This is a genomic window from Mesobacillus stamsii, from assembly GCF_030814065.1.
Taxonomy (GTDB): Bacteria; Bacillota; Bacilli; order Bacillales; family Cytobacillaceae; genus Mesobacillus; species Mesobacillus stamsii.
Map to the genome: position 1 here is coordinate 85,324 of NZ_JAUSUN010000007.1, position 25,533 is coordinate 110,856.

At 47.5% G+C, this 25,533-nt stretch carries 18 protein-coding genes; 6 read left to right on the forward strand and 12 right to left on the reverse strand.

Translation table 11 applies throughout. From position 1 onward, the window contains the following. Positions 1-43 precede the first annotated feature (43 nt). The gene (gene hprK, locus J2S25_RS07950; RefSeq protein WP_044395578.1) at positions 44-973 is read right to left on the reverse strand and encodes an HPr(Ser) kinase/phosphatase; all 930 of its coding nucleotides are present in this window, start codon (positions 971-973) and stop codon (positions 44-46) included. Between the two features lie 224 nt (positions 974-1,197). Between hprK and J2S25_RS07955 the strand changes: the two genes are divergently transcribed. From J2S25_RS07955 to J2S25_RS07965, 3 genes are all read left to right on the forward strand, one after another. Beyond that, positions 1,198-1,329, forward strand: coding sequence for a hypothetical protein (locus tag J2S25_RS07955; protein WP_439117491.1), 132 nt, complete (start codon positions 1,198-1,200; stop codon positions 1,327-1,329). A gap of 249 nt (positions 1,330-1,578) precedes the next feature. Beyond that, a complete protein-coding gene (locus J2S25_RS07960; RefSeq protein ID WP_044395576.1) occupies positions 1,579-1,806 on the forward strand; it encodes a DUF2164 domain-containing protein in 228 nt (75 codons plus the stop codon). Between the two features lie 105 nt (positions 1,807-1,911). Further along, on the forward strand, positions 1,912-2,571 hold the full coding sequence (locus J2S25_RS07965) for an N-acetylmuramoyl-L-alanine amidase (protein WP_307191659.1): 660 nt from the start codon (positions 1,912-1,914) through the stop codon (positions 2,569-2,571). 44 nt (positions 2,572-2,615) lie between these two features. Here J2S25_RS07965 and J2S25_RS07970 read toward each other — a convergent pair whose 3' ends face one another. The 9 genes from J2S25_RS07970 to J2S25_RS08010 form a co-directional block, all read right to left on the reverse strand. Continuing rightward, on the reverse strand, positions 2,616-2,963 hold the full coding sequence (locus J2S25_RS07970; RefSeq protein WP_044395572.1) for a phage holin family protein: 348 nt from the start codon (positions 2,961-2,963) through the stop codon (positions 2,616-2,618). A gap of 13 nt (positions 2,964-2,976) precedes the next feature. Next, positions 2,977-4,074: a DUF4097 family beta strand repeat-containing protein gene (locus J2S25_RS07975; RefSeq protein WP_044395570.1), complete on the reverse strand. Its 1,098-nt coding sequence runs from the start codon at positions 4,072-4,074 to the stop codon at positions 2,977-2,979. Positions 4,075-4,629: 555 nt separating this feature from the next. After that, positions 4,630-7,506 (reverse strand): excinuclease ABC subunit UvrA, encoded by a 2,877-nt coding sequence (uvrA, locus tag J2S25_RS07980; RefSeq protein WP_044394996.1) that lies wholly within the window; start codon positions 7,504-7,506, stop codon positions 4,630-4,632. A gap of 7 nt (positions 7,507-7,513) precedes the next feature. Next, positions 7,514-9,493 carry an excinuclease ABC subunit UvrB gene (gene uvrB / locus J2S25_RS07985; RefSeq protein ID WP_044394998.1) on the reverse strand — a complete coding sequence of 660 codons (1,980 nt, stop codon included), beginning with the start codon at positions 9,491-9,493 and terminating at the stop codon, positions 7,514-7,516. A gap of 214 nt (positions 9,494-9,707) precedes the next feature. Continuing rightward, positions 9,708-9,935, reverse strand: coding sequence for a CsbA family protein (locus J2S25_RS07990; protein WP_044395000.1), 228 nt, complete (start codon positions 9,933-9,935; stop codon positions 9,708-9,710). A gap of 142 nt (positions 9,936-10,077) precedes the next feature. Next, positions 10,078-12,534, reverse strand: a complete 2,457-nt coding sequence (locus tag J2S25_RS07995) for a S8 family serine peptidase (protein WP_307191624.1) — start codon at positions 12,532-12,534, stop codon at positions 10,078-10,080. A gap of 248 nt (positions 12,535-12,782) precedes the next feature. After that, complete coding sequence (locus J2S25_RS08000; RefSeq protein ID WP_307191625.1) at positions 12,783-14,213, reverse strand: S8 family serine peptidase; 1,431 nt, start codon at positions 14,211-14,213, stop codon at positions 12,783-12,785. Positions 14,214-15,198: 985 nt separating this feature from the next. Further along, positions 15,199-15,849, reverse strand: coding sequence for a response regulator (locus J2S25_RS08005; RefSeq protein ID WP_307191660.1), 651 nt, complete (start codon positions 15,847-15,849; stop codon positions 15,199-15,201). Beyond that, positions 15,824-17,671 (reverse strand): GAF domain-containing sensor histidine kinase, encoded by a 1,848-nt coding sequence (locus tag J2S25_RS08010; RefSeq protein ID WP_307191626.1) that lies wholly within the window; start codon positions 17,669-17,671, stop codon positions 15,824-15,826. The genes J2S25_RS08005 and J2S25_RS08010 overlap by 26 nt, the downstream gene beginning before the upstream one ends. A 316-nt stretch (positions 17,672-17,987) precedes the next feature. Between J2S25_RS08010 and J2S25_RS08015 the strand changes: the two genes are divergently transcribed. Further along, positions 17,988-19,487, forward strand: a complete 1,500-nt coding sequence (locus J2S25_RS08015; protein WP_044395005.1) for a multicopper oxidase family protein — start codon at positions 17,988-17,990, stop codon at positions 19,485-19,487. Positions 19,488-19,556: 69 nt separating this feature from the next. Here the strand turns inward: J2S25_RS08015 and J2S25_RS08020 are convergent, their stop codons facing one another. Continuing rightward, positions 19,557-20,066, reverse strand: coding sequence for a hypothetical protein (locus J2S25_RS08020; RefSeq protein ID WP_044395007.1), 510 nt, complete (start codon positions 20,064-20,066; stop codon positions 19,557-19,559). Positions 20,067-20,203: 137 nt separating this feature from the next. On the opposite strand from J2S25_RS08020, the gene J2S25_RS08025 reads away from it, so the two are divergent. Beyond that, on the forward strand, positions 20,204-21,397 hold the full coding sequence (locus tag J2S25_RS08025; protein ID WP_307191627.1) for a chromate transporter: 1,194 nt from the start codon (positions 20,204-20,206) through the stop codon (positions 21,395-21,397). A 1,442-nt stretch (positions 21,398-22,839) separates the two neighbouring features. Here the strand turns inward: J2S25_RS08025 and iadA are convergent. Then, entirely contained in the window at positions 22,840-24,009 is a 1,170-nt protein-coding gene (gene iadA, locus J2S25_RS08030; RefSeq protein ID WP_044395624.1) for a beta-aspartyl-peptidase, read from the reverse strand. Positions 24,010-24,165: 156 nt separating this feature from the next. Between iadA and J2S25_RS08035 the strand changes: the two genes are divergently transcribed. Further along, complete coding sequence (locus tag J2S25_RS08035; protein ID WP_044395626.1) at positions 24,166-25,503, forward strand: sodium-dependent transporter; 1,338 nt, start codon at positions 24,166-24,168, stop codon at positions 25,501-25,503. Positions 25,504-25,533 lie beyond the last annotated feature (30 nt).

A 25,533-nucleotide genomic window follows, 5' to 3' on the forward strand; every position in this document is an offset into this window, starting at 1 on the left:
TTTCATGTAGAAAAGCGCTTATCAATAATGCCTCATTTTCCAGTTAATCATGGTCGCCATCCTCGATGACGTCTGCAAGCCTGTTGGTGAATTGTTCTGCAGCGTTCACTCCCATCCGCTTTAGCCTGAAGTTCATCGCCGCTACTTCAATAATGACAGCGAGGTTCCGCCCTGGACGGACCGGAATCGTAAGCTTGGTGATTTCCGTGTCGAGGACTCTCATTGTTTCTTCATCTAGTCCCAATCTGTCATATGATTTTTTCTGATCCCAGATTTCGAGGTCAATGTTCAGCGAAATCCGTTTGTGCGAGCGAACAGCTCCTGCACCGAACAGTGTCATCACATTGATGATGCCCACACCGCGGATTTCGAGCAGGTGTTCAATCAAATCAGGCGAGTTACCGACAAGCGTTCCGACATCTTCCTGACGGATCTCGACACAATCGTCGGCGACCAGGCGGTGTCCGCGCTTCACCAATTCTAACGCTGTTTCACTTTTACCGACACCGCTTTTCCCTGTAATTAAGACACCGATTCCATACAGATCGACCAGTACCCCATGGACGGCAGTAGTGGGAGCCAGCTTGCTCTCCAGGTAATTTGTCAGATGACTAGAAAGCCTTGTCGTTTTTTGTTTCGACCGCATCACCGGTACAGACTCGCGCTCTGACGCTTCGATCAGTTCTGCTGGAACCTCCATATCCCTTGTGACGATAATGCCAGGCGTAATATCGGTGCAAAGCTTCTCCATTCGCTCTGCTCTTTCGCGAGGGTTTAGTTTTTCAAAAAAGGTCAACTCTGTTTTACCAAGCAACTGCAGGCGCTCTGCAGGATAATATTCAAAGTAACCGGCAATCTCGAGTCCTGGCCTGGAGATATCAGTTGTCGTAATCGGACGGTTGATGCCCTCCTCTCCACTTAACAATTCCATGTCGAATTTCTCGACAATGTCTTTCGTCCGGACTTTTGGCAAAGAAAGTTCCTCCTTTATTAGGGCATTTTTTTACAATAAGATCACAATACTTTCTATTTTAGCACTTTTTCATGAAGTTCCAAATATAAGTTGGATAATTTCCCTCAATTCTTCTGTTAACACAAAGTGGTCTAGACAACTGAAATGAAGTTTTTGTATAATGGAAAAAATAGGACACAATGTTAGGGTGAAAAGAATGAGATTTTTTGCTATTAAAAAATAGGATGGAATTAACTGGGCTCAGTCTTTCAGATCCAGTAAAGCTTGCCAGCGAAAATCCAGCTAGACAGCTGAATATTTTTGATCGAAAAGGAAGTATTGCTTGCGGAAAAAGATGCCGATCTCGTTGTGCTTGACAACAACCATGATGTCATCAAACTTTTTGTCGCGGAGACTATCAGCTATACCCGATAAAACCGACCGCTATAAATTCGTTTGTATATGCAGCGGCTTTAACGATACAATAAAACCCAATCATGCCCCTTTAACAACACCGCTGCATTGTCGATGCAGCAAGAAATTTTAGCTTATTTCCACGGAAATAATCGAATGTCTTTGTCGAATATTTTCTTTGTTTCGATTTAAAAGGATGAGGAGTAGATACAATGCTGAAGAATTTTCAAATGGATGATGCTGCTAGAAATCAAATGATCGCAGAAATTAAAAGGTATTTCCATGAAGAACGCGGAGAGGAGCTTGGGGATTTAGCTGCGATGCTGATTCTTGATTTTTTTGCCAGCAAGCTTGCCCCCCACTTTTATAACAAAGCGATCCAGGATGGGCATGAGTTCATGTCCTTGCGTCTGGAAGATATTTTTGAGCTGAACAAATAATGGATGATAGTCTTCCAGATCCCACTATGTCCTTTTCTGACTTTTGGTCTTATATATACGGATGAGGAAATCTTTTATTTGAAAGGTGGGAGGATCTTGAAGATCATGCTTGATGCTGGCCACGGCTACAACACATCAGGAAAGCAAAGTCCAGATGGCTTGAGAGAATATGAGTTTAATCGTGCTGTGGCAAACTATGCTAAACTGCTGCTAGAAAACTACAAGAATGTCACCGTCTATTTTTCTCATTCCGATCAGCGGGATGTGCTATTGACAGCAAGAACGGACAAGGCCAACAACCTGAATGTGGATGTATTTGTATCGATTCACGCCAATGCATTTGGCAGCGGTGCCTGGAATGATGTCGGCGGTTTGGAGACCTATGTCTATCTATCTAGACCGCCTGAAGCAATTCAGCTGGCGCAGAAAATTCAGCACAACCTTGTTCTTGCGACCGGCCTTGAAAATCGCGGGGTGAAAACTGCTGACTTCCACGTCTTGAGGGAAACAAAAATGGATGCCGTCCTAGTAGAATGCGGATTCATGACAAACCGGAGGGAAGCGGGGCTATTGCGCACTGAAACGTACCGAAAAGCGGTCGCAGAAGGGATTGTCCAAGCTCTGACAGAACAGTTCAAACTCCAGAGAAAGGACAATGCGCCTAAAGTATTTAAAGTCCAGGCAGGAGCGTTCGAAAGGGAACGGAATGCCAAACAACTTGCTGCACGTTTAAAGTCCGCAGGCTTTGATGCCTATATTGAGTAAGGCCGACACTATAAGTGCCGGCCTTTGCTTTCCCTTTTTTTATCCTATTCACGTAACACGGTGTTTTGAATGACCAAATTTGCCAAGGACATGATCACCGCTGTAAGCAGCGCCATGCCAAAGCCGGCGATTTCAAACGAACTCCCCATCAGGCTGTCCGTCAGCATCAATGTAACGGCGTTAATCACAAACAAGAACAGCCCGAGGCTAAGGACTGTGACAGGAAGCGTCAAAATAATCAAAATCGGTTTAACCAAAATATTTAAGATAGAAAGAACAAAGCTCGCACCTAAAGCAGCGCCAAATCCTGACAGGTAGATTTCCCTTTCAAAAAATCCGGCAAGCGCCATAAACAGCACGGCGTTAATGACAATCCCCAGCAGCCACCTCATTTCCCTACTCCTCCTATTGCTGTTGGATCAGCTTTTTCACCACAATCGAACCAGTTTTCGTGTCTGCATGTAGCCTGACAGCCTTTTGTCCATCGTCCGCGGGCTTGAAACGAAGATGTTTCTGGACCATATCGCTTTTCTCCTCGACGATCTGTATGCCATCAAGTTCGATGGCAAAGCTGCCAAGATTTGATTTCAGCTCGCCGCTTGCCGGTGTTTTCTCTGGCAGGTACACCTCGATGCTTCCGGTGGTCGCCTTCATATCCACGTTTTCGCAATCTTGGTTCAAAACCGTGCATGTGACATTTCCATTAAACGACTGGAGATCCACATTGACAAAAACTCCATCTGCCTTGATTGCGCCATTGATCGTTTCTACCTCCAGTTCCTTGATCGTGCTCTGCTGGATATCGATTGGGCCACTCACTGTTTCTGTTTCTAGCTTGCCGCACGCAAAGTTCTTTAATAGTACCTTGCCGTTTGCTGTTTTTGCCCGACAATCTTTTGCTGTTACGTTTTCAGCGTCGATCGATCCATTAAACAAGCGAATTCGGAATGAATCGTATTCTGCTTGTGGTACATGGATGACTGCATCCACCTTCATCCATTTTTGTTGAACGGAAAACCGCAGCTTTTGATTTTCAATGGTAAACACCGTGTCCTCTAAAAACTTCTTGCGTGCTTCATCCTGACTTTCGACCCGGTACACCTTCGCACTGCATTCGACACGCACATCTTTCTGATCCCATGGCACTACTTTCACTGAACCATTTGCCAGATCAATGTCCACCTGATTCAAAGAAGGATTTTCCTGCAAGAAAATATGCGAGACTTCAACAGAGTGGCCAAAGTTCAGATCCAAATCGAAATCCTTGATTTTTTTGAAGGCAGAATCAACAAATTCAAGCACCTTATCTTTTACTGTATGGAAGTGATACGTGTTGTAATCTTCTTTTTTAAATTCTTCTTTTTTAGCTTCATCAAAGCTCACATTCGTAGAAAGCGCAGTTGATTTATTCTGATCCAGCTGCTCAATCAGAAACAAAGCTTCCTCCACCGACAACTTTCCTTCTTCCACAAGCTTCAAGATGCGTTTTCTTTCGTCTTTCATCGTCCATCCTCCTCTATTTGTGTTACGTTTTTATCCCTTTGATTTAATGCAGCATCAGACGCGTTCTTTACATTACCCTTAATGTTACCAGAAGGAACATTGCCCTAATTCTCTCCTCAGCAATTAATACGCTTAGGAATCCCGGAAGTTTCATTTCGTATAAAAAAAATCTTGAATAACTTTAAAATAAGTTTCTGGTATAGGATACAACCGGACGTATTCGCACCAAATATCATTAACAATTGTCCGGCATCTTAATTATATCATTGCAGGAATAAAATGCCAAAATAAAAACCGGGCAAATTACGCCCGGTCCTTTATAGGTTTGGCTAATAATCAGTGCTCTTGATTTCCACTCCAGACACTCGCTTTCCCCGGGGCGACAGGTGAGCCTCCTCCTCGCTTCGCTCGTGCGGGGTCACACCTTGATCGCTTATCCGGCAGGAGTCGAGTTTCTTCCGTTCCAATCAACAGAGTGCAAAAAATAGTTTTTGCCTTTAAATAAACCCGAAAGTTTTTGAACAATCCCCTTTTTTTTTTAATAAAGGGCACTGTCTACTTGATTGTCGTTTTTTCTTTCTCGTTGATCTGTTCTTTCATCCGCAGTTTCTCGCGTTCTAGGATCGGCTTTAGGTAGCGGCCCGTATAGGATTCCTGTACTTCGGCAATTTTTTCGGGAGTTCCGCTGGCGATGATCGTGCCGCCGCGATCTCCGCCTTCCGGTCCAAGATCGACGATATAGTCGGCAGCTTTGATGACATCCAAATTATGTTCGATTACCAGCACAGTGTCCCCATTTTCGACAAGACGCTGGAGGACGACAAGCAGGCGGGATATATCATCCACATGCAAGCCGGTCGTAGGCTCATCAAGAATATAAAGTGAACGTCCGGTCGAGCGTCGGTGCAGCTCGGATGCAAGCTTTACACGCTGGGCTTCTCCGCCGGAAAGGGTAGTCGCGGGCTGGCCGAGTTTAATATAGCCGAGGCCGACATCGTAAATCGTCTGCAATTTTCTGGAAATCTTCGGAATATTGGCGAAGAATTCCACTCCCGCTTCCACCGTCATCTCCAGGATATCGGAAATATTTTTCCCCTTGTACCTCACTTCCAAAGTTTCGCGGTTGTAGCGCTTGCCATGGCAGACTTCACAAGGAACGTAGACGTCAGGCAGAAAATGCATTTCGATTTTGATGATGCCGTCGCCGCGGCAGGCTTCACAGCGTCCGCCTTTGACATTGAAGCTGAATCGCCCTTTTTTATAGCCGCGCACCTTCGCTTCATTCGTCGATGCAAACACGTCACGGATATCATCGAACACTCCGGTGTAGGTGGCCGGGTTTGATCTTGGCGTACGGCCGATTGGCGATTGATCAATATCGATGACTTTTTCGAGGTGATCAACCCCTTTTATTTCCTTAAACTCTCCGGGTTTGCTTTTTGCTCGGTTCAGCTTCATTGCTAGTGATTTATGAAGGATTTCATTGATTAGCGTACTCTTGCCGGAACCAGATACCCCCGTAACCGCGATGAAAATTCCAAGCGGGAATTTCACATTGATATTTTTCAGGTTGTTTTCCTTTGCGCCTTTGATTTCAATATAGCGTCCGTCTGGTTTGCGGCGCTCGACTGGAAGGGGAATGAATTTTTTTCCCGAGAGATACTGGCCCGTAAGTGAGTTTGGATCGGCCATGACTTCTGCTGGCGTTCCTTGGGAGATGATTTCCCCGCCATGGACACCAGCACCAGGGCCGATATCGATCAGGTGGTCCGCAGCAAGCATTGTATCCTCATCATGTTCGACCACGATCAACGTATTGCCAATATCCCGCATGTTTTTCAGCGTAGCAATCAGCCTGTCATTATCGCGCTGATGCAACCCGATAGAAGGTTCATCCAAAATGTAAAGCACACCTGTTAGCCGCGAGCCAATCTGGGTTGCCAGCCTGATCCGCTGGGCTTCCCCGCCGGATAGCGTTCCGGCAGCTCGACTCAGCGTCAAATAATCCAGGCCAACATTGATCAGAAAGCCGAGCCGCTCGGTAATTTCACGAAAAATCATGTTGGCAATTTTCATTTCTTTTTCGGAAAGTTCAAGGCTCTGGAAAAATTGAAGTGCCTCCTCCACCGATAAAGCTGTCACTTCTCCAATATGGTGGCCGTCAACCAGGACAGCTAACGTTTCCCGTTTCAGTCTGAATCCTTTGCATGTCGGGCAGGCATGCTCGCCCATATACTTCTCCATCTGTTCGCGGATATAGTCCGAGCTTGTTTCCTTATAACGACGTTCGACATTCTTCAACACGCCCTCAAAAATAAGATAATTTTCCCGGACTTGTCCCCAATCATTTTCATACCGAAAATAAATCCGGTCTTTGTCTGACCCATACAGAATTTTTTCCAATTGATTGTCGGGCAGATCTTTGACCGGAATATTCATGTCAATTCCATAGTGAGTGCAGACCGCCTCTAACAGCTGCGGATAGTATTGCGAACTGGTTGGCTCCCACGGGGCGATCGCATGCTGCTTCAATGTCAATTCCTTGTTTGGGATCACCATGTCGACATCCACCTCGAGCTTTGCGCCAAGCCCATCGCATTCTGGGCAGGCGCCAAACGGGCTGTTGAATGAGAACATTCGCGGCTCCAGCTCGCCGATGGAAAAACCGCAGATTGGACAGGCATGGTTTTCGCTGAACATCAATTCTTCCTTGCCGATTACGTCAATCAGCACATTGCCTTCGCCCAGCCTGAGCGCCGATTCAAGGGAGTCCGCCAAACGTGCAGCAATCCCTTCCTTGACAACAATCCGGTCGATGACGACTTCAATGGAATGTTTCTTGTTTTTTTCCAGCTCGATTTCGTCATCTAGATCAAGCATGTCTCCGTCCACGCGGACACGGACAAAGCCCTGCTTTTTTACATCCTCCAACACTTTCGCATGGGTACCCTTTCGGCCAGACACGATTGGTGCCAGGATTTGCAGCTTCGTTCTTTCCGGGTATTCCAGCACCCGGTCGACCATCTGTTCAATCGTTTGGGATGTAATTTCTATCTTGTGAATCGGGCAAGTTGGTCTTCCCACCCGTGCGAATAACAGTCGTAAATAATCATATATTTCCGTCACCGTTCCCACGGTGGAACGCGGGTTTCGGCTTGTTGTTTTCTGATCGATTGAGATGGCCGGAGACAATCCTTCAATTGAATCGACATCCGGCTTATCCATCTGACCGAGGAACTGACGGGCGTACGCAGATAAGGACTCCACATAACGGCGCTGTCCTTCCGCGTAAATCGTGTCGAACGCCAGCGATGACTTCCCTGAACCGGAAAGTCCTGTCAAGACAACAAGCTTGTCTCTCGGAATGGTGACATCGATATTTTTCAAATTATGGGCTCTGGCGCCTTTGACAATCAGTTTATCCATTGCCATATTATCGTCATCCTTCCGCTTTCAACTCAAGAATGAGGTCACGCAGCTCTGCCGCCCGTTCGAAATTGAGCGCTTTTGCTGCGTCCTTCATTTCTTTTTCCATATTTAAAATCACTTTCTCACGATCTTTCTTTGTCAGCTTCTTCAGTCCTTCGGCCGGGCTGTAAACTTCCATGTCCTCGGCAGCAATCGTCGCACGAATCACGTCGCGGATGCTTTTCTGGATCGTTTGCGGTGTGATGCCGTGCTTTTTGTTGTATTCCTCCTGAATTTCGCGGCGGCGCTTTGTAACACTTATCGCCTTAGTCATCGAATCGGTCATCTTGTCGGCATACATGATAACATGGCCATTTGCATTCCGCGCCGCTCGTCCCATCGTCTGGATGAGCGATCTTTCGGACCGGAGAAAGCCTTCCTTATCGGCATCGAGAATCGCCACGAGCGAAACCTCTGGAATATCCAATCCTTCCCTTAAAAGATTGATCCCGATGAGGACATCGTATTTTCCGAGCCGCAGTTCACGGATGATTTCAATCCGCTCGAGCGTTTTGATCTCTGAGTGCAAGTACTGGACCTTGATGCCGATTTCCTTTAAGTAATCGGTCAGGTCCTCGGACATTTTCTTCGTCAAAGTCGTCACCAGTACGCGTTCATTCCGCTTTGCCCGCTCCTGAATTTCACCGATCAGGTCATCGATCTGGCCCTCAATCGGCCTAACATCAATTGTCGGGTCGAGCAATCCAGTTGGACGGATGATTTGCTGGACCATTTCTGGTGTATGTTCCAATTCATATGGACCCGGTGTCGCCGAAACGAACACTGCCTGTTTGACATGTTTTTCAAATTCAGCAAAAGTCAGCGGACGGTTGTCCATGGCAGACGGCAGTCGGAAGCCATGGTCAACCAGCACTTGCTTACGCGCCTGGTCCCCATTGAACATTCCCCTTACTTGTGGCAAGGTAACATGCGACTCATCGACAACAAGTAAAAAGTCTTCAGGAAAATAATCGAGCAATGTATAGGGAGTCGCACCTGCCGGCCTTAAGGTCAGATGGCGCGAGTAATTTTCAATTCCGGAGCAGAAGCCCATCTCGCGCATCATCTCAAGATCATACCTTGTCCGCTGTTCCAGTCTTTGGGCTTCCAGCAATTTTTCCTCGGACCGGAGCACTTCCAGTCGTTCTTCCAGTTCTTTTTCAATGTTTTCAATGGCAATTTTCATTTTCTCTTCGCGGGTAACGAAGTGGGATGCCGGAAAAATCGCCACATGATCCCGTTCACCGATGATCTCGCCAGTAAGGGCATCCACCTCGCGGATCCGGTCAATCTCATCGCCGAAAAATTCAATTCTCATGCAATGCTCATCGCGCGAGGCTGGGAAAATCTCGACGACATCTCCGCGCACACGAAACGTCCCGCGCTTGAAGTCAATATCATTCCGTCCATACTGGATATCGACGAGTTTGTGAAGCAGTTTATTCCTTTCGATCTCCATGCCGGTCCGCAGAGACACGACCATGTCACGGTATTCATCTGGATTACCAAGACCGTATATGCAGGATACGCTGGCAATAATGATGACATCCTTGCGCTCAAACAACGACGATGTAGCCGAGTGACGAAGCTTGTCAATCTCATCATTGATGCTTGCATCTTTTTCAATGAAGGTATCTGTCTGCGGCACGTATGCTTCCGGCTGATAATAATCATAGTAACTGACGAAATACTCCACCGCGTTGTTCGGAAAAAATTCCTTAAACTCGCTGTAGAGCTGGCCAGCAAGCGTTTTATTGTGGGCGATGACAAGCGTCGGCTTGTTCACTTCCTGGATCACATTCGAAATCGTAAATGTTTTCCCTGTTCCCGTCGCACCAAGAAGCGTCTGATGCTTCTTGTTCGCGCGTATCCCTTTCACTAGCTCTATTATTGCCGCAGGCTGGTCTCCCTGCGGGGAATACTTCGAGACTAATTCAAATTGGTCCTTCACAGAAAAGCCTCCTGTACTGTAATTCTTTCTTAATAAAATAAGAACCTTCTTATATATAATCCATACACAGTTGTCAAAAAGTCATATCCTCATTCTACCACAAAGTAGGCAGAACAAACCACTAAAAAGCGAACAAGCATTCGAATTTTTGCTTTTTCATCATGATGCTGTAACAGCAAAAACCTGTCGAATAAAAATCGACAGGTTTATTCAGCTATTTCTTGTTCCGCCTTCTCATCTGACTAGCCAGAAAAAAGCCAACGGTCAGCGAGAAAGCGTCCACGACAATGAGCAGGAAGGAGTCCGTATAGCCTTTATAAACCGAAGCCGCAATCAATGCGACCGTCAATACAAGGGCAAGCACATGGTTATAGGCAACCCGCGCAAAAAACACGACCATGAAACCAGGCAGGAACAGTGCGGATAAATATTTCAGCAACACTGGAAAAACACCTCATTCAGAGTGAACTTTTTTCTAGCAGACTTTATCTATGTACAAAATATAGCTTTTTTAGCAGTAGGTTACAAGAATTTATCCATTAAAAAAGAGAACAGGCCAATTTCTGCCTGTTCTCCTTAGTGGGTCACTTTAGGAATGCATGATAGTAGCGGGTCATCGCCACTGCGAAATCACCGCGCGTATTTTTGGCTGTTGGCCTGAAACTTGCTGTGACTGTTGGTTCTAAATCATATGGTCCCTGTGTGACAGCGAAGCTCGCATTAAGAATATTCAGGTCCAGCGCGATTTGAACATAACCTTTCAGCTGTTCGGGCACTTCTGCTCCATCTGAAATGGCAATTCTTTCGTCCTTGTACTGGACAGTCAGCTGACCAGAGAAGTCTTCTGCTTGTTCTTGCATGCCCAATGCCTGAACGAGTGAGTACGCCAACTCAGCACGTGTCACTCCATCCTTAGGGGCAAATTTCCCATTTCCCTTCGGAAGGATGACCCCATTTTGGATTTGCTGCTTGTCACGAAACGAAGCACCCTTTGCTGCGACTGCTTCTGCAAATGGAAGAGTGGATTCCGAAACATCTGAGAAACTTGGTGCTGCTGGGAGAGATTGCTTGATTTCAGCGCCCATCACCAAGTATTTTGCCAGCTCTGCTCTCGTTAAAAATGCATCTGGTTTGAAGGCACCATTGGAGAAGCCGTCCAATAACCGTTCGTTCACTCCCATTTTTATCGCTTCTGCTGCTGGATGTCCGGCAATATCATTTAATCCAGAGAAGCCGCTAACTTTCGTGAACGCCATTTCTCCTTTTACCGTTTCAGGCAGTGCGACGCCAAGTGGGTTGGCATCCACACCACGAAGTCCGCGGATTTCAGCCTTCCATGCACCAGGTTCCGGCGATGTGACCGAAACTGTCCGATCATAATAGAGCGGGAACAGCAAACTTACACCAGAACTGTATTCCGTTCCATCCGGGGCGATCAGCACTAGATTAATAGTGTTGCCCGTCTGCTCCATCAAACCTGCCCCGTCTACTTTGGCGACAAGGCTGGATATACCTGCTTCCACTGTGAATTCATATTGGTTATCCGAAACAAAGGTGAGCGGATTATAATCAACCGAAAATTCCTTCCGCTCTGTTTCGGCGTCCACATTGCTGTAGAATGTCTGGGTTGAGTTAAGGGTTGATCCATAAGCCGTTCCATTGAATGCATGATCAATGGCTGTATAGGCATTCACATAGCCTGCGCCAGCTTCCCAAGTTTCATAGCCTGGCATATTCGTAGCGGTCTGTTCAAGAATCAATTTGATTTCATCCGGCGACAATAGCGGATTGGCTTCGAGCATCAAGGCGACAATTCCGGCAACATGAGGAGTTGCCATCGATGTGCCGCTCATAGTTGTGTAATAAGGCAGGTACCCTGTTTCGATTGTTTGCACATCCTGGTCGACTGCCAGCGAGGATACGGGAGCGAGGACGCGGGTCGAAACGATATCCACCCCTGGAGCGGTCACAGTCGGTTCATCCTTCCATGTCCAATCCTTGCCGTCGATTGTAAAAGTACCGCCGACACCCTTCGTGCCTCTTGATGAGAAGTCTGCAAGGGTTCCGTCTTTGACTCCAGCAGCAACTGAAATGACCCACGGAGCTTTTGCGTATGGGTTTTGCGTGTTCTCTCCTGGCCCTTCATTCCCTGCCGCAAAAAGAACCGTAATTCCGCGGTCATGTGCTTTTTTGCTGGCAATATTGATTGGGTCGTTAGGATCAAAGTCTCCTGAGGAACCCCAGGAATTCGTGATGACGCGAATATTGTATGAAGACTGATGGGTAATCGCGTAGTCAAAACCGCCGATGCCATCAAGGACAAATAATGCTGCTCCTGAACCGTAGCCAATTAAATCCGCACCCGGGGCAGCGCCTTCATACTTTCCGCCAGACATCGCGCCCGTTCCGCCTACCGTGCCGGCTACATGTGTACCATGTCCTGAATTTGTATCCGTATTAGGGACGTTTTCCTGATAAGTGATCGGCAGCAAGCCTGGGGCTAAGGCATTCAAATTCGTCTGCGCCATTACATTCTGGACGAGATTTTTGCCGAACTCGATGTCCCTATGCGTGCCGTCTACACCACTGTCATTCACGACGACTCCTACTCCTTTTCCTGAAACAGGCAGTCCGCCGTTCGCCTTGCGGAAGCCGTCGTCTGTTCTCGCTTTATCGACACCCGTGATCGCTGTCGCATCTGCGTTGAAGTAAGTGAGCTTTTTGTTCATATAAATCGATTGAACTTCCGGATCGGCCGCCAGTTTTTCAATTTGAGCCTTTGTCGCGATCACTCCGACAATCGGCAAGGATTTCATGCTTACTCCCGTTTCGATTCCGAGCATTTTTAACTGAGCTAGCTGGGAACTAGTTGGTGCACTGTCTCCCTTGAAAGTGACGATGACTTGCAGGGAGCTTGTCGTGTCCAATGCCTTGGTAACAAGCGGGTCTATGACCGCCAGACTACTCGCCTTCCCCTGGGGAGCTGCAAAAATCGGGATCATCAACAAGAATGCCATCAACAGATACAGATAACGTTTCATCGTATTCTCCTCTCCATTTTTCATCTTTCTTCCTTTATTATCATCAAATCGCTACTGCAAAACCATTCTTCAAAGGTAATAAACTTATTTTCCGTAATGTCTATTTTGGCCTCATACAAAAGTAGTAGCTTAGATAGTGTTTTTTTCCAAAATAAGGACATCCTATATTTCCGCAAAGTTGATTTTTTATGGAATTCGCTTTGTTTAATGACCCAAAATACCGGTTACTTCCTGTACTTGTTGATCTCCTATCTATCATTCTCTTTAAAAGCTGCATTTACTGCATTGTAGGCATTCACATACCCAGCACCAACTTCCCAATCAGCGTAATCCGGCATGGCTGTTGCGGTGTTTTCAAGAATCGACTTTACCTCGGCTGGCGACAGCACCGGGTTCGCTTCCAGCATCAGAGCAATTATGCCGGCGACATGTGGAGCGGCCATCGATGTTCCACTCATCGTTGTATAAAATGGCAGATAGGCAGGCTCAATATATTCGACGTCCGAAGTTGCACCAAGCGCGACCAGTGGGCTGATTACTCTGGTAGAAATAATGTCGACACCAGGGGAAGTCACCGTTGGCTGGTCTTGCCACTCCCAAGACTTGCCGTCGACTGTAACAGTCCCTCCCCGGCCATCTTCCCCGCGTGAGGAAAAGTCTGCAAGCTTGCCCGATTTATCTCCGGCAGCAACGGTCACTACCCATGGTGCCTTCTTGTAATTTCCCGAAATGGTTTTTTCATCCGGGCCTGAATTTCCTGCAGAGAATACCGTGACAATCCCGCGGTCATACAATTTCTTGGTTGCGATATTAATAGGATTAGATGGATCAAAGTCAGTGCCGGCGTCCCCCGTGTCTCCCCAGGAATTGGTAATGACGCGAATATTGTACTGCTGCTGATGGGTCAATGCATAATCAAAGCCGCCGAGTATATCAAGCATCGCCACCGCAGCTCCTGATCCGTAGCCAATCAGGTTCGCACCCGGGGCAACCCCTTCGTATTTGCCTCCGGACATTTCGCCAGTTCCGCCGACAATCCCGGCAACATGAGTACCGTGCCCCGAGCTGGAATCCGTATTCGGTACACCCTCCACATAGGTGACGGGAAGCAGAGCGCTGAGCGCATTCAAATTAGTCGATCCAAGTACATTTTGGACGAGATGCTTGCCAAATTCCAGATCCTGATGGGTTCCGTCCACGCCGCTGTCATTAATGACGACGCCAATCCCTTTGCCTGTTACCGGCAATCCGCCGTTTCGCTTTCTCATACTGTCATCTGTCCGAACCTTGTCGACGCCAGTTAGGTCGGTCGCTTCCGCATTTTCGTATGCCAGCCTTTTGTTTAGGTAAATCGAAACTACCTGGTCGCTCTCTGCCAACCTGTCCATTTGCGTTTTTGTCGCCACTATTCCGGCAATCGGCAGGCTTTTCAATGTCAAACCATTGGTGATGCCAATTTCTTCAAGAAGCTTCACTTGTCCTGGCAGCATTCCTTGATCACTTTTAAACGTAACAATCGCTTCCACCGGGCCCTCAGCTGATAAAAGGACTTTGGTCAACTCAGCGTCTATTACTGCTTTTTCAGGCTCTACCGCCTTAGTCGTGGTCAACGGAACAATCGAAGCAAAGACCATAGCAACCACAAGAATACCGGATAAAAATACAGTTTTCCACTTCATTCAGTTAGTCAGCTCCTTCGCTATTTTTCTTAATATTCCCACAATATTTACGTAAAAACCATTCTGCATTGGGTTTAAAAAATAATAACCTCCGTACTAATCTTTGATACTACCAAAGTAGTATCAATCAGGCACCGCGCCATCCAAATAAAAATTTCAACCTGGGGGGTTCTTGACAACTTCTCGCTCTGCAACCCCAAACCTGTCAAAATAACGAGGCTTTCTTGACAACTTTTCGTTCTGCACTCGCAAACCTGTCAAAATAACAGGGCTTTCTTGACAACTTTTCTCTCTGCAACCCCAAACCTGTCAAAATAACGAGGCTTTCTTGACAACTTTCCGTTCTGCACTCGCAAAGCTGTCAAAATAACAGGGCTTTCTTGACAACTTTTCGCTCTGCACTCGCAAACCTGTCAAAATAACAGTGTTTTCTTGACAACTTTTCGTTCTGCACACCCAAACCTGTCAAAATAACGAGGCTTTCTTGACAACTTTTCGTTCTGCAACCCCAAACCTGTCAAAATAACGAGGCTTTCTTGACAACTTTTCGCTCTGCACTCGCAAACCTGTCAAAATAACGAGGCTTTCTTGACAACTTTTCGCTCTGCAACCCCTAACCTGTCAAAATAACAGTGTTTTCTTGACAAATTTCCGCTCAGCACACCCAAACCTGTCAAAATAACGAGGCTTTCTTGACAACTTTTCGTTCTGCAACCCCTAACCTGTCAAAATAACGAGGCTTTCTTGACAACTTTTCGCTCTGCAACCCCAAACCTGTCAAAATAACGAGGCTTTCTTGACAACTTTTCGCTCTGCACTCGCAAAGCTGTCAAAATAACGGGGCTTTCTTGACAACTTTTCGTTCTGCACCCTCAAACCTGTCAAAATAACGGGGGGTTCTTGACACCTTTCCGCTCGCAACCTCCAAACCTGTCTCATTCTACAAAGAGAAAGAGAGCCCTTTTTTAGAGGACTCTCTCTATGCTCAGATCGATGTCGGCGGGATGGGGACGAGCTGGTGCTGGACGGCATGGATAACTACTTGGGAACGGCTTTTGACATTCAGCTTTTTAAAAATTTTGCTAACGTGGATTTTCACGGTTTTGTCGCTAATGAACAGGCGGTCGGCGATCTCTTTGTTGCTTAGTCCTTCCACGAGACAGAGCAACACCTCTCTTTCCCTCTCCGTCAGCGTGTTGTCCTGCTGCTCCGTCTTTTTTTGCTGATGGAAGGCTAGTAGCTTTCTAGTCATCGACGGATGGATGACCGATTCGCCCCGGGCAACGGTCCGGATTGCCTCGACAACTTGGTCGGATGGCGCATCCTTCAATAAATAACCGTCCGCTCCTTCGCGAATTGCGGACATAAAGTATTCCTCGTGGCTGTGCATCGTCAGCACAAGAATTTTAATATTCGGGTACTTCTTTTTTAAAATGCCAGTAACTTCGACGCCATTTTTCAATGGCATGTTGATATCCATCAGGATCAAGTCCGGCTTGCATTTTTCCACTTGTAAAAGGGCTTCGTCGCCAGAGACGGCTTCCCCGACAACTTCAATATCATCTTCAACGGACAAAATATTGCGGAGCCCATCGCGCAGTACAGCATGGTCATCCACTAGCATGAGCCTGATCATCATTGCTTTCCCCCTCCACTCCCATTTTTGGAACGGCGATGCTTACTTCCGTTCCCGAGCCTTCCTTGCTGTCAATTTGCAAGGAAGCATTGATTTTTTCAGCGGCATCGTTCATTTGCAGGATCCCGAAATGCGGCTGGCTCCTGGCTTTGAGCATCGCCTGGAACAGCGAGAATCCTTTGCCGTCATCCTTGATTTTCAAAAGGATATGCTCGGATTGATAGCTTAAGAGAATTTCAATTTTCGTAGCCTGTGAATGCTTGATCGCATTATGCAAGCTTTCCCGGAAGGTATCGAACAGAACCTTTTCCACCATCGGGCTGAGCTGCTGCTCCTGTCCTCTGATTTCAAACTGGATGGCCTGCCCGTACTCCTTCTGGGCCGCTTCGATTTTTCGCAAAATCGCTTCTGCGAGCGTCGCTTTCTGGGTAGGATATGGCCGCAATGCATAAATCGACTCGCGGACTTCCTTCAGGCTATCCCTGAGGCCGAGGACACTTTCATCGACAAGCTTCCTCGTCTCTTCCGGATTTTTGCTGAACTTCTTTCCGGCAGTTTCGAGCTTCATCACTGCTCCGGCAAGCGTCTGGGCGACACCATCGTGGATATCGCGGGCAATCCGGTTTCGCTCTTCAAGAACAATCCGCTTTTCTTTTTCGGTAAAAAGCATCCGTGTTTTGATGACGACGGCAAGTTGGTTTGAGAGCGTCGCAATCGATTGGACGTCATGGTCTTCAAAGCTTTTTGTTCGACTCCGGGCCACAATGAACATCCCGATCGTTTCGTTCTCGATGACTAGCGGCGAGTAAACAAAAGCCTTTACATCTTTTTCAAAGCAAGCAGAAGCAACTCCAGCGTCCTTCTTACGATCATTGTAAATCATCGGGCGTCGCATTCCCGCAAATTCGGCAAAAGCCTCTGCTAACAGACCGCAGTCTGCAAGCGTCCTGCCATCCTTGAAGCTCACCTCCCAGTCCCCTTCCTTTTTGATCCATAGGATACTTGCCTCGGCGCCAATCAGTTCATTGAAGCTTCCCTTCAATGCGGAAAGCCAGTCCTGAGAGGGAAGCATTTGGTTCAACTGCGATGTAATTGAAAAAAGTAGCTTCAGCCGATTCTGCTCTCTTTTCAGCCTCGCGATCGTTGCACTTAACAGCGAGATCCCGACAAGCGGCGAAAAGAAAAAGAAATAGGCAAACACATCAATTTCGCCACGGTTTTCGCTGCCGACAATATACAAAGTAATTCCGTACACGAGTGAGATCGCGGCACTATTCAGTTCCGTAAGCGATTTTTGCCTCCAAGACTGAAGCGAATAAGGCTGTGGCCTGATGAGCAATACAAGGTCGACAATCAGATTATTGATGATGACATAGACAGCAAGCAGGAAAAAGTAGCGAATGATTCCCTGAAAAATTGGATCCACTGCCAGTTGTTCCAGCTGGTATTCTGCCCCAGACAATATCGCTGCGGCCAAATAAAAACTGAGCACAAGCTGAGCAGGATTGAACAATACCGTCCGGAGGGGCCTTCTGTGCAGCAGGTTGACGATCAATACGGCAAAAGCATAGACGAGTGCGGTGCAGGAAAACCCATACAGTAAATACAGCACATAAACGACCGGGAAGGTAATCGCCGTATGACCTCGCCACACCGGCATTGGGTAGTACTCGCTAATCAGCAAAAACATCAGCAAAAGTGCCAGAACAACAGGTTCATGAGGTGTCTCCCATTTTCTAATGGAGAAAATGATGAGCAGCCAGCCGATCAGCGTAACGGAACTCATGAACAGCTTTGCATACCCCTCCCTTTTTCGCTTCATTTAGGTCACCTCACCACGTTTTAGAATTTTCAGTTAATTAATTTTATACTAGCAGATTTGATTATACAAATAAAACCCACTCACTGGCCAAATGGGGGTGCCACTAGCCAATGAATGGGCCAAACTCACGAAGAGTTTCGTTGAATTCCATTATGACAATATCCTTAGAGGATAACCATTCATCAAACGGGGTATTTATATAGTACGAAAGTGTTACGGGCTGTTTTTTCTCTACAAAAAATGCATATTTTCCTGATAGATTGAAGAGGACGTTTATGAGGTATGATAAAAAAAGAACAGCAAAGGAGGCGCATAAATGAAAAAAGTAATCATAACCGCAATCGTTGTTCTTGTCTTGGTCATTGGGGGCGGATGGATTTTCATGAGAATGATGAGCGGCGGTGCTGGCGGAAATATGCCTGGCCAGGGAGGCGGCATGATGGGCAGCGGTTCTGGCGCTGTTGAAAATAGGAAAACCAACAATTTTTCAGGAGAAGAAAAGCCGCTGCCCATTCCGCCACTGTTGGAAGACGAAAATCCTGACCCGAACAAAGCGGAATTCACGCTTGTAGCGCAAACAGGGTCGATGGAATTTTTAAAAGGAAAGCCAACCGACACCTTTGGCTACAATGGAAATTATTTAGGGCCGGTGATTCGTGTCAAAAAAGGCGACGATGTTTCGATTAAAGTCAAAAATGAGCTTGATGAAGCAACAACTTTGCACTGGCACGGTCTTGAAGTGGATGGCGAGGATGATGGCGGACCAAATAGCGGAATCCAACCAGGGACCACATGGAATCCGCAATTCACCATCGACCAAAACGCAGCAACATTGTGGTATCACCCTCACCTGCTACATAAAACAGGTGAACATGTGTACAAGGGGCTTGCAGGGTTATTTATTATCGATGATCAAGATAGCGAGCAGCTGGATCTCCCAAATGAGTATGGCGTCAACGATATTCCGCTGATTGTTCAGGACAAGCAGCTCGATGAAAATGGCCAATTTGCCTACAATCTCGGAATGCAGGATGTGATGATGGGTCTCCAGGGCGATACGATTATGGTCAACGGCGCCATCAATCCCTATGTCGAAGTGCCGAAGGGCAAGGTTCGATTCCGGCTGCTAAATGGCTCGAATGCAAGGATCTACCAATTTGCTTTAAGCAACAGCCAGGATTTCTATCAAATTGGAACCGACGGCGGATTACTGGAAGAGCCGGTTAAGCTTAGCAACCTGATTTTGAGTTCGGCTGAGCGGGCGGAGCTAATTGTTGATTTTTCCAGCTATAAAGAGGGCGAAACCGTCGAGCTGACAGATCAGGGGCTTCCATTTCTGAAATTTGTCGTTACCGGCGAGGAAAAAGGACCAAAAGAGCTTCCTGCCCATTTAGTGGACATACCGCAAGTGGATGAGTCCATGGCTACAAACACGAGAAAATTCGTCATGTCCGGCATGGGCCAAAACGTCACGATCAACGGCAAACAAATGGATATGGACCGAATTGATGAGAAGCTCAAGCTCCATGATACCGAGATTTGGGAGATTACGAATGATGGCATGGGGATGATGGGCAATAACATGGGGATGGCCCACCCATTCCACGGCCATGGAACCCAATTCCTCATCCTCGACAGAGACGGCAATCCACCGCCGCCAAACGAACGCGGCTGGAAGGATACCATTTTGGTTTCCCCAGGGGAAAAAGTCAGAGCTATTGCGACATTCGATCACAAAGGACTGTTTATGTATCACTGCCATATTCTTGAACACGAAGATGCAGGAATGATGGGACAGTTCACCGTTGAAGAGTAAGACTTCGGGGACTGGAATGATTTACGCCTAAGAAAAGAGTAAGACTCCGGGGACTCCGGAGTCTTTTTGCTACCCAACCAAAAGATGTATGCCTAAAGCGAACCCAAAGATTATCGCAATTGCCTGATGGACTTTTTTAAAGGTTTGATACTTCCTTCCTTTTGCCCGCTTGTCCAGGAATAAGCCAACAGTCACGAGAATCGCAAAACCAATCAAAGTCGCTAATCCGCTGTAGACGCGCTGCCATTCTTCGTTTGCCTGCAGGAAAAAATAAGATCCATGTGCAAGCGCGGCGGAAAATGCAGCCCAGCCAATCATGGTATGATGCTCTCTTAACAGCTTGAAAACAACCTGTACCCACTTCGAAAATTCAAATTTACGTTTTTTCAATTGCCGGAGTAACAACCTGACAATCCATAATCCAAATGCAGCGATTGCTCCAATTTCAGCTATCGTTCCACCTTTTTTAAAAAGCGCGCTCATAACATCTGTTTCCCCAGTAATAAACCCGAGGATAAACATTGCTGAAAACACGGCAATAACGGTGTAACCTCCGATTTTGATCCATCTTCCCGGCATTCCGCTTTCCTCCTTTTTCTCTCCATACGTTCATTTTTACACCGTTCCTGAAAAATATGCCAGCTTTTACACCCAGATAGTCTCGATTGGATTTTTGTTTTCAGTTAGGTAGAATATTGAGGGAAGGAGACAAAGAAATGACAAAGAAAAAACCTGTTACATTCCAGTCGCTGCTTGAAATCTTAATCGTTTCGACGAGACTTGGGCTGACTTCCTTCGGCGGGCCCATTGCCCATCTCGGTTATTTCCATGAAGAATATGTCCGTCGCAGAAAGTGGATCGATGAAAAGAGCTATGCCGATTTAGTGGCTCTTTGCCAGTTTCTTCCTGGTCCCGCGAGCAGCCAGGTAGGAATTGGTATAGGATTGATGCGCGGTGGTTTATTTGGAGGATTGTTCGCCTTCCTCGGATTCACACTGCCTTCTGTCTTGGTGCTCATCCTCTTTGCGCTGATTTTGCAAGGATACGAGGTTGGCGACGCTGGCTGGATCCACGGGCTGAAAATCGTTGCCGTCGCTGTTGTCGCACAAGCGATCCTCGGAATGGCACAGAAGCTCACTCGCGATTTGCCGCAAAAAACAATTGCATTATTCGCACTGACTGCCAGCTTGCTGTCGCAGTCAGCGTACACGCAAATTGGCGTGATCCTTGCCGCTGGAGTTATTGGCTCCTGGCTATTCAAATCCCGCAACAAAATCGAGGATAACAGAATGACTTTTTCCATCTCCAAAACGGTTGGTTATGTTAGTCTCGCTTTGTTTTTTGGCTTGCTTGTCCTTCTGCCGGTGTTGCGGGAAACGACTTCCCTTAACGCAATTGCCATGTTCGACAGCTTTTACCGTTCAGGATCGCTCGTGTTCGGAGGCGGACACGTCGTCCTTCCTCTGCTAGAACGCGAAGTCGTCCCGACAGGCTGGCTTAGCGAGGAAGCCTTCCTTGCCGGATATGGCGCAGCTCAGGCAGTACCAGGACCCTTGTTCACCTTCGCAGCCTATATCGGGGCGGTCATCAGCGGCTGGAAGGGTGGCTTGCTCGCGACGGCAGCGATCTTTCTGCCAGCCTTCCTGCTGATCGTCGGTACATTGCCATTCTGGGAGGCATTGAGACGAAACAGCAAAATTAGCAATGCCCTTATTGGCGTAAATGCAGCTGTTGTTGGCATCCTGATTGCGGCCTTCTACGATCCGATCTGGACAAGTTCGATTCTCGCGCCGATCGATTTCGTATTTGCAGCAATTTTGTTCAGCATGCTCGTATATTGGAAGCTTGCACCGTGGATTATTGTCTGTACCGGGGCAATTGGCGGAATGATATTGTCTATCCTTTTTTGAAGAAAAGCACAGGGCGCCTTGGTCAGCCCCGACAAGCGCTGCCCGCCGATAACGCCACGTCCTGTGGCTGGCGGATCTAGCACATCCTGTGCCTCGGAGGGCCTGACAGTGAAGTCGTTCTTTGACTTCATCTGAGCGGACTGAAATCGAAAAGTATAGCCGACTGCCCAGAAACGCAGAAACTGGAGACTCCACCAGAAGAAGCGCTTTTTGCTTCTGCTGGTGGAGTGGAAGTTTCGGAGTTTCTAGGAGGCGACACTAGACTAGCGAAATGCGAAGGCGACTGTTCAACTCCGACAAGCGCTGCCCGCCGATAACGCCACGTCCTGTGGCTGGCGGATCTAGCACATCCTGTGCCTCGGAGGGCCTGACAGTGAAGTCGTTCTTTGACTTCATTGGCAGGACCGAAGCGTCTCGAGGAGTTAGGAGCCGCAGCTAGACAGGCGACTCGAGGGGCTAAGCGCTGGAGCTGGACAATTCTCAGGGAATTTTATCCTTTTGCCAGTGAACCACTGCTTCCTCTTTTCACGGGCACATGTTTCCCTTGTATGTGACCGTGAACCGTTGTTTCCTTTTTTCACGGGCACCTGTTTCCCTTGTATGTGACCGTGAACCGTTGTTTCCTCTTTTCACGGGCACCTGTTTCCCTTCTATGTGACCGTGAACAGCTGTTTCCTCTTTTCACGAGCACATGTTTCCCTTGTATGTGACCGTGAACCGCTGTTCTCTCTTTTCACGGGCACATGTTTCCCTTGTATGTGACCGTGAACCGCTGTTCTCTCTTTTCACGGGCACATGTTTCCCTTGCATGTGACCGTGAACCACTGCTTCCTTTTTTCACGGGCACATGTTCCCTTCTATGTGACCGTGAACCGCTGTTTCCCCTTTTCACGGGCACATGTTTCCCTTTTATGTGACCGTGAACCGGTGCTTCCTCTTTTCACGGGCACATGTTTCCCTTGTATGTGACCGTGAACCGCTGTTTCCTCTTTTCACGGGCACATGTTTCCCTTGTATGTGACCGTGAACCGCTGTTTCCTCTTTTCACGGGCACATGTTTCCCTTTTATGTGACCGTGAACCGGTGCTTCCTCTGTTCACGGGCACATGTTTCCCTTTTATGTGACCGTGAACCGCTGTTTCCTCTTTTCACGGGCACATGTTTCCCTTGTATGTGACCGTGAACCGGTGTTTCCTCTTTTCTCGGGCACATGTTTCCCTTGTATGTGACCGTGAACCGGTGTTTCCTCTTTTCTCGGGCACATGTTTCCCTTGTATGTGACCGTGAACCACTGCTTCCTTTTTTCACGGGCACATGTTTCCCTTGTATGTGACCGTGAACCACTGCTTCCTTTTTTCACGGGCACATGTTTCCCTTGCTTATCTTTTAAAAAAAGCTACGCGTCCAAAAGAACCTTGACTTTTCCATCAAGGTTCTTCTTTTCATTCAAATGTCCCTTTCACTAACGGACGCTTATTTTCCACCATTACTTGCCCCTTTGCGATAACGGTATCAATCTCGAGGTCTTGATCAAGCAGCACCAGATCTGCGTCTCGTCCAACTTCAATCCGGCCTTTTTGCGAGAGCTTTAAAACCGTTGCCGGGTTCGCTGTGATGACGCGGATGGCAACCTCCAGCGCAATCTCCTCTGTCACTACCGCTTCCTTCACCGCTTCATACAAAGAGGAAACTTTGCCAATTTGCAAACCGATCAGTTCTCCATTTTCATCAAAATCTGGCAGGCTTGCCTGTCCATCGGATGTGAAGGTAATTTGGCTGATGTCGACACCCGCTTCAAGCATCCGCTTCAAGGCGACGCTGCATTTGACCTCCCCCTCTTCCAAAAACTTAGGGATGGAGCTGGTAGTGAAATCCACCCACCCGCCCTTTTTCGCATAGTCGATACCTGCTTCAAATAAGTGCGGATTTCGGTTGATGTGGGTCGGGTAAAATTGCCGGATCGGGATATCGGTATGCTCGACCACTTCCTCGATTCGCTTCAAATGGTCTAGGCTATCGCCAACATGAATATTGACGATGCCGCTTTTTCCAGCCAGCATCCCGCCGATCCTCGCAGCCGAGGCAATCTTTGCCAACTCCTCGACCGTCGGCTGAGAAGAACGATGATCGGCAATCGCAATCTCGCCCGCTCCAATTACTTTATCAATCAGAATGATGTCGTCCTCGATTTTGCCAGTAAGCGTTTTGACTGGAACCTGATAGGAGCCAGTCTGCACATAGGTGGTAATCCCCTCTTCCTCTAACGCCCGTGCCTTGGCGATGAGACCCGGCATCGTTCGTGTCGTCCCATCTGTGCCGAGAACGCCGACAAGCGTGGTGATGCCAGCAGTTGTCGCATCGGTCAGCTGGATTTCTGGCGTCCTAGTGCGGAATCCACCTTCGCCGCCGCCGCCAATCAGATGAACATGGGAATCGATGAAGCCAGGAACAATCTTTTTCCCAGCCGCCTCGATGACCCTTACTTCGACAAACTCATCGGGAATCTTCATTTCCTCCTCGATAAAGCCAATTTTCCGATCAACTACGAGAATATCTTTTTTGCCAAGATACTCAGGAGCGTAAACCTCTCCATTCTTAATCAGTAGCAGCATATGCTGTCCCCTCCTCCCTAAAAAGCTGCTTGACAGCCTATTCTTATCATACTATAATTTCGAATTAATAGGGTGGCACCGCGTGTTCAGCCACGTCCTATCCAGATGGATAGCGGCGTGGCTATTTATTTTGCCATAAAGAGAGGAAGAATCAACATGGAGAAAGAGCAATGGTCATCAAAAATAGGCTTTATCCTTGCCGCAGCAGGTTCGGCAATAGGAATTGGGGCGATCTGGAAGCTTCCGTATGTGACAGGAGTCAGCGGCGGCGGAGCGTTTTTCCTCTTATTCCTTTTATTTTCGTTATTCATCGGTCTGCCGCTGCTGCTGGCGGAATTTGTGATTGGCCGCAGCACTGGGAAGGAAGCCATTCGTGCTTATTTACAAATTGCTCCAAAAAGCAATTGGTATTTCATCGGAATTTTAGGGGTGGTCACGAGCTTCGTGTTGCTAAGTTTTTACAGTGTCGTCGGCGGCTGGATCTCGCTTTATTTTATAAAAGGACTTGCTGGCGGAATTGTCCAGGAAGGTGCTGATTACGGTGCTTTGTTTGGGACGACGATCAGCGATTCGACGAGCGTCCTCGCTGCGCAGGCGACGTTCTTGCTTGTCACGATCCTCGTCGTCGCCAAAGGCGTCCAGTCTGGGATTGAAAAAGCGAGCAAACTTCTCATGCCAGCTTTGTTCCTGCTTTTCCTCATCCTCATCGTCCGTTCTTTAACTCTTGATCACGCGCTTGCTGGCGTAAAGTTTTTCCTGGCGCCCGATTTCGCAAGTATCACCTCCGAAAGCATTTTGTTCGCGATGGGACAGTCGTTTTTCTCTCTAAGTATCGGTGTTTCAGTGATGGTAACCTATAGCTCTTACTTGCCGAAAAAAAGCAGCATCATCCAGCCTGCCTTATCGGTCGTCGGAATGAACCTGTTCATCGCACTGCTTGCCGGATTGGCGATCTTTCCGGCTGTATTCTCACTTGGTTTTGAACCAACTGAAGGGCCGGGACTATTATTCGTCGTCCTCCCAGCCGTTTTTGAAAAAATGGTGTTTGGCGAGCTGTTCTTGCTGCTGTTTTTGGTCCTTTTCCTGTTCGCAACTTTGACTTCGGCATTCTCGATGCTGGAAATTGTCGTTGCCACGCTTGCGAAAGGTGATCGTACGAAACGAGCTAAATTTTCCTGGATTGCCGGCGGATTGATCTTCCTGCTTGGCATCCCATCTGCGCTGTCGTTTGGATCGCTTGCAGAGGTAACCTTGTTTGGAAAAAACATCTTTGACTTAGCTGATTTTCTAGTAAGCAATATCCTGATGCCGCTCGGCGTCCTGCTGATTTCGATATTCGTTCCGCTAAAAATCAAGAAAGAAGTATTGCGGCAGGAGCTGCTGCAACATTCCAAAGCAGGCAGCTGGTTCTTCCATCTCTGGTATACGGTCATGAGATTCATCGTACCAGTCGTGATCATCATTGTATTTCTTGATTCTCTTGGCCTGATTTAACAGAAAGCTGGCGTTTATTACGCCGGCTTT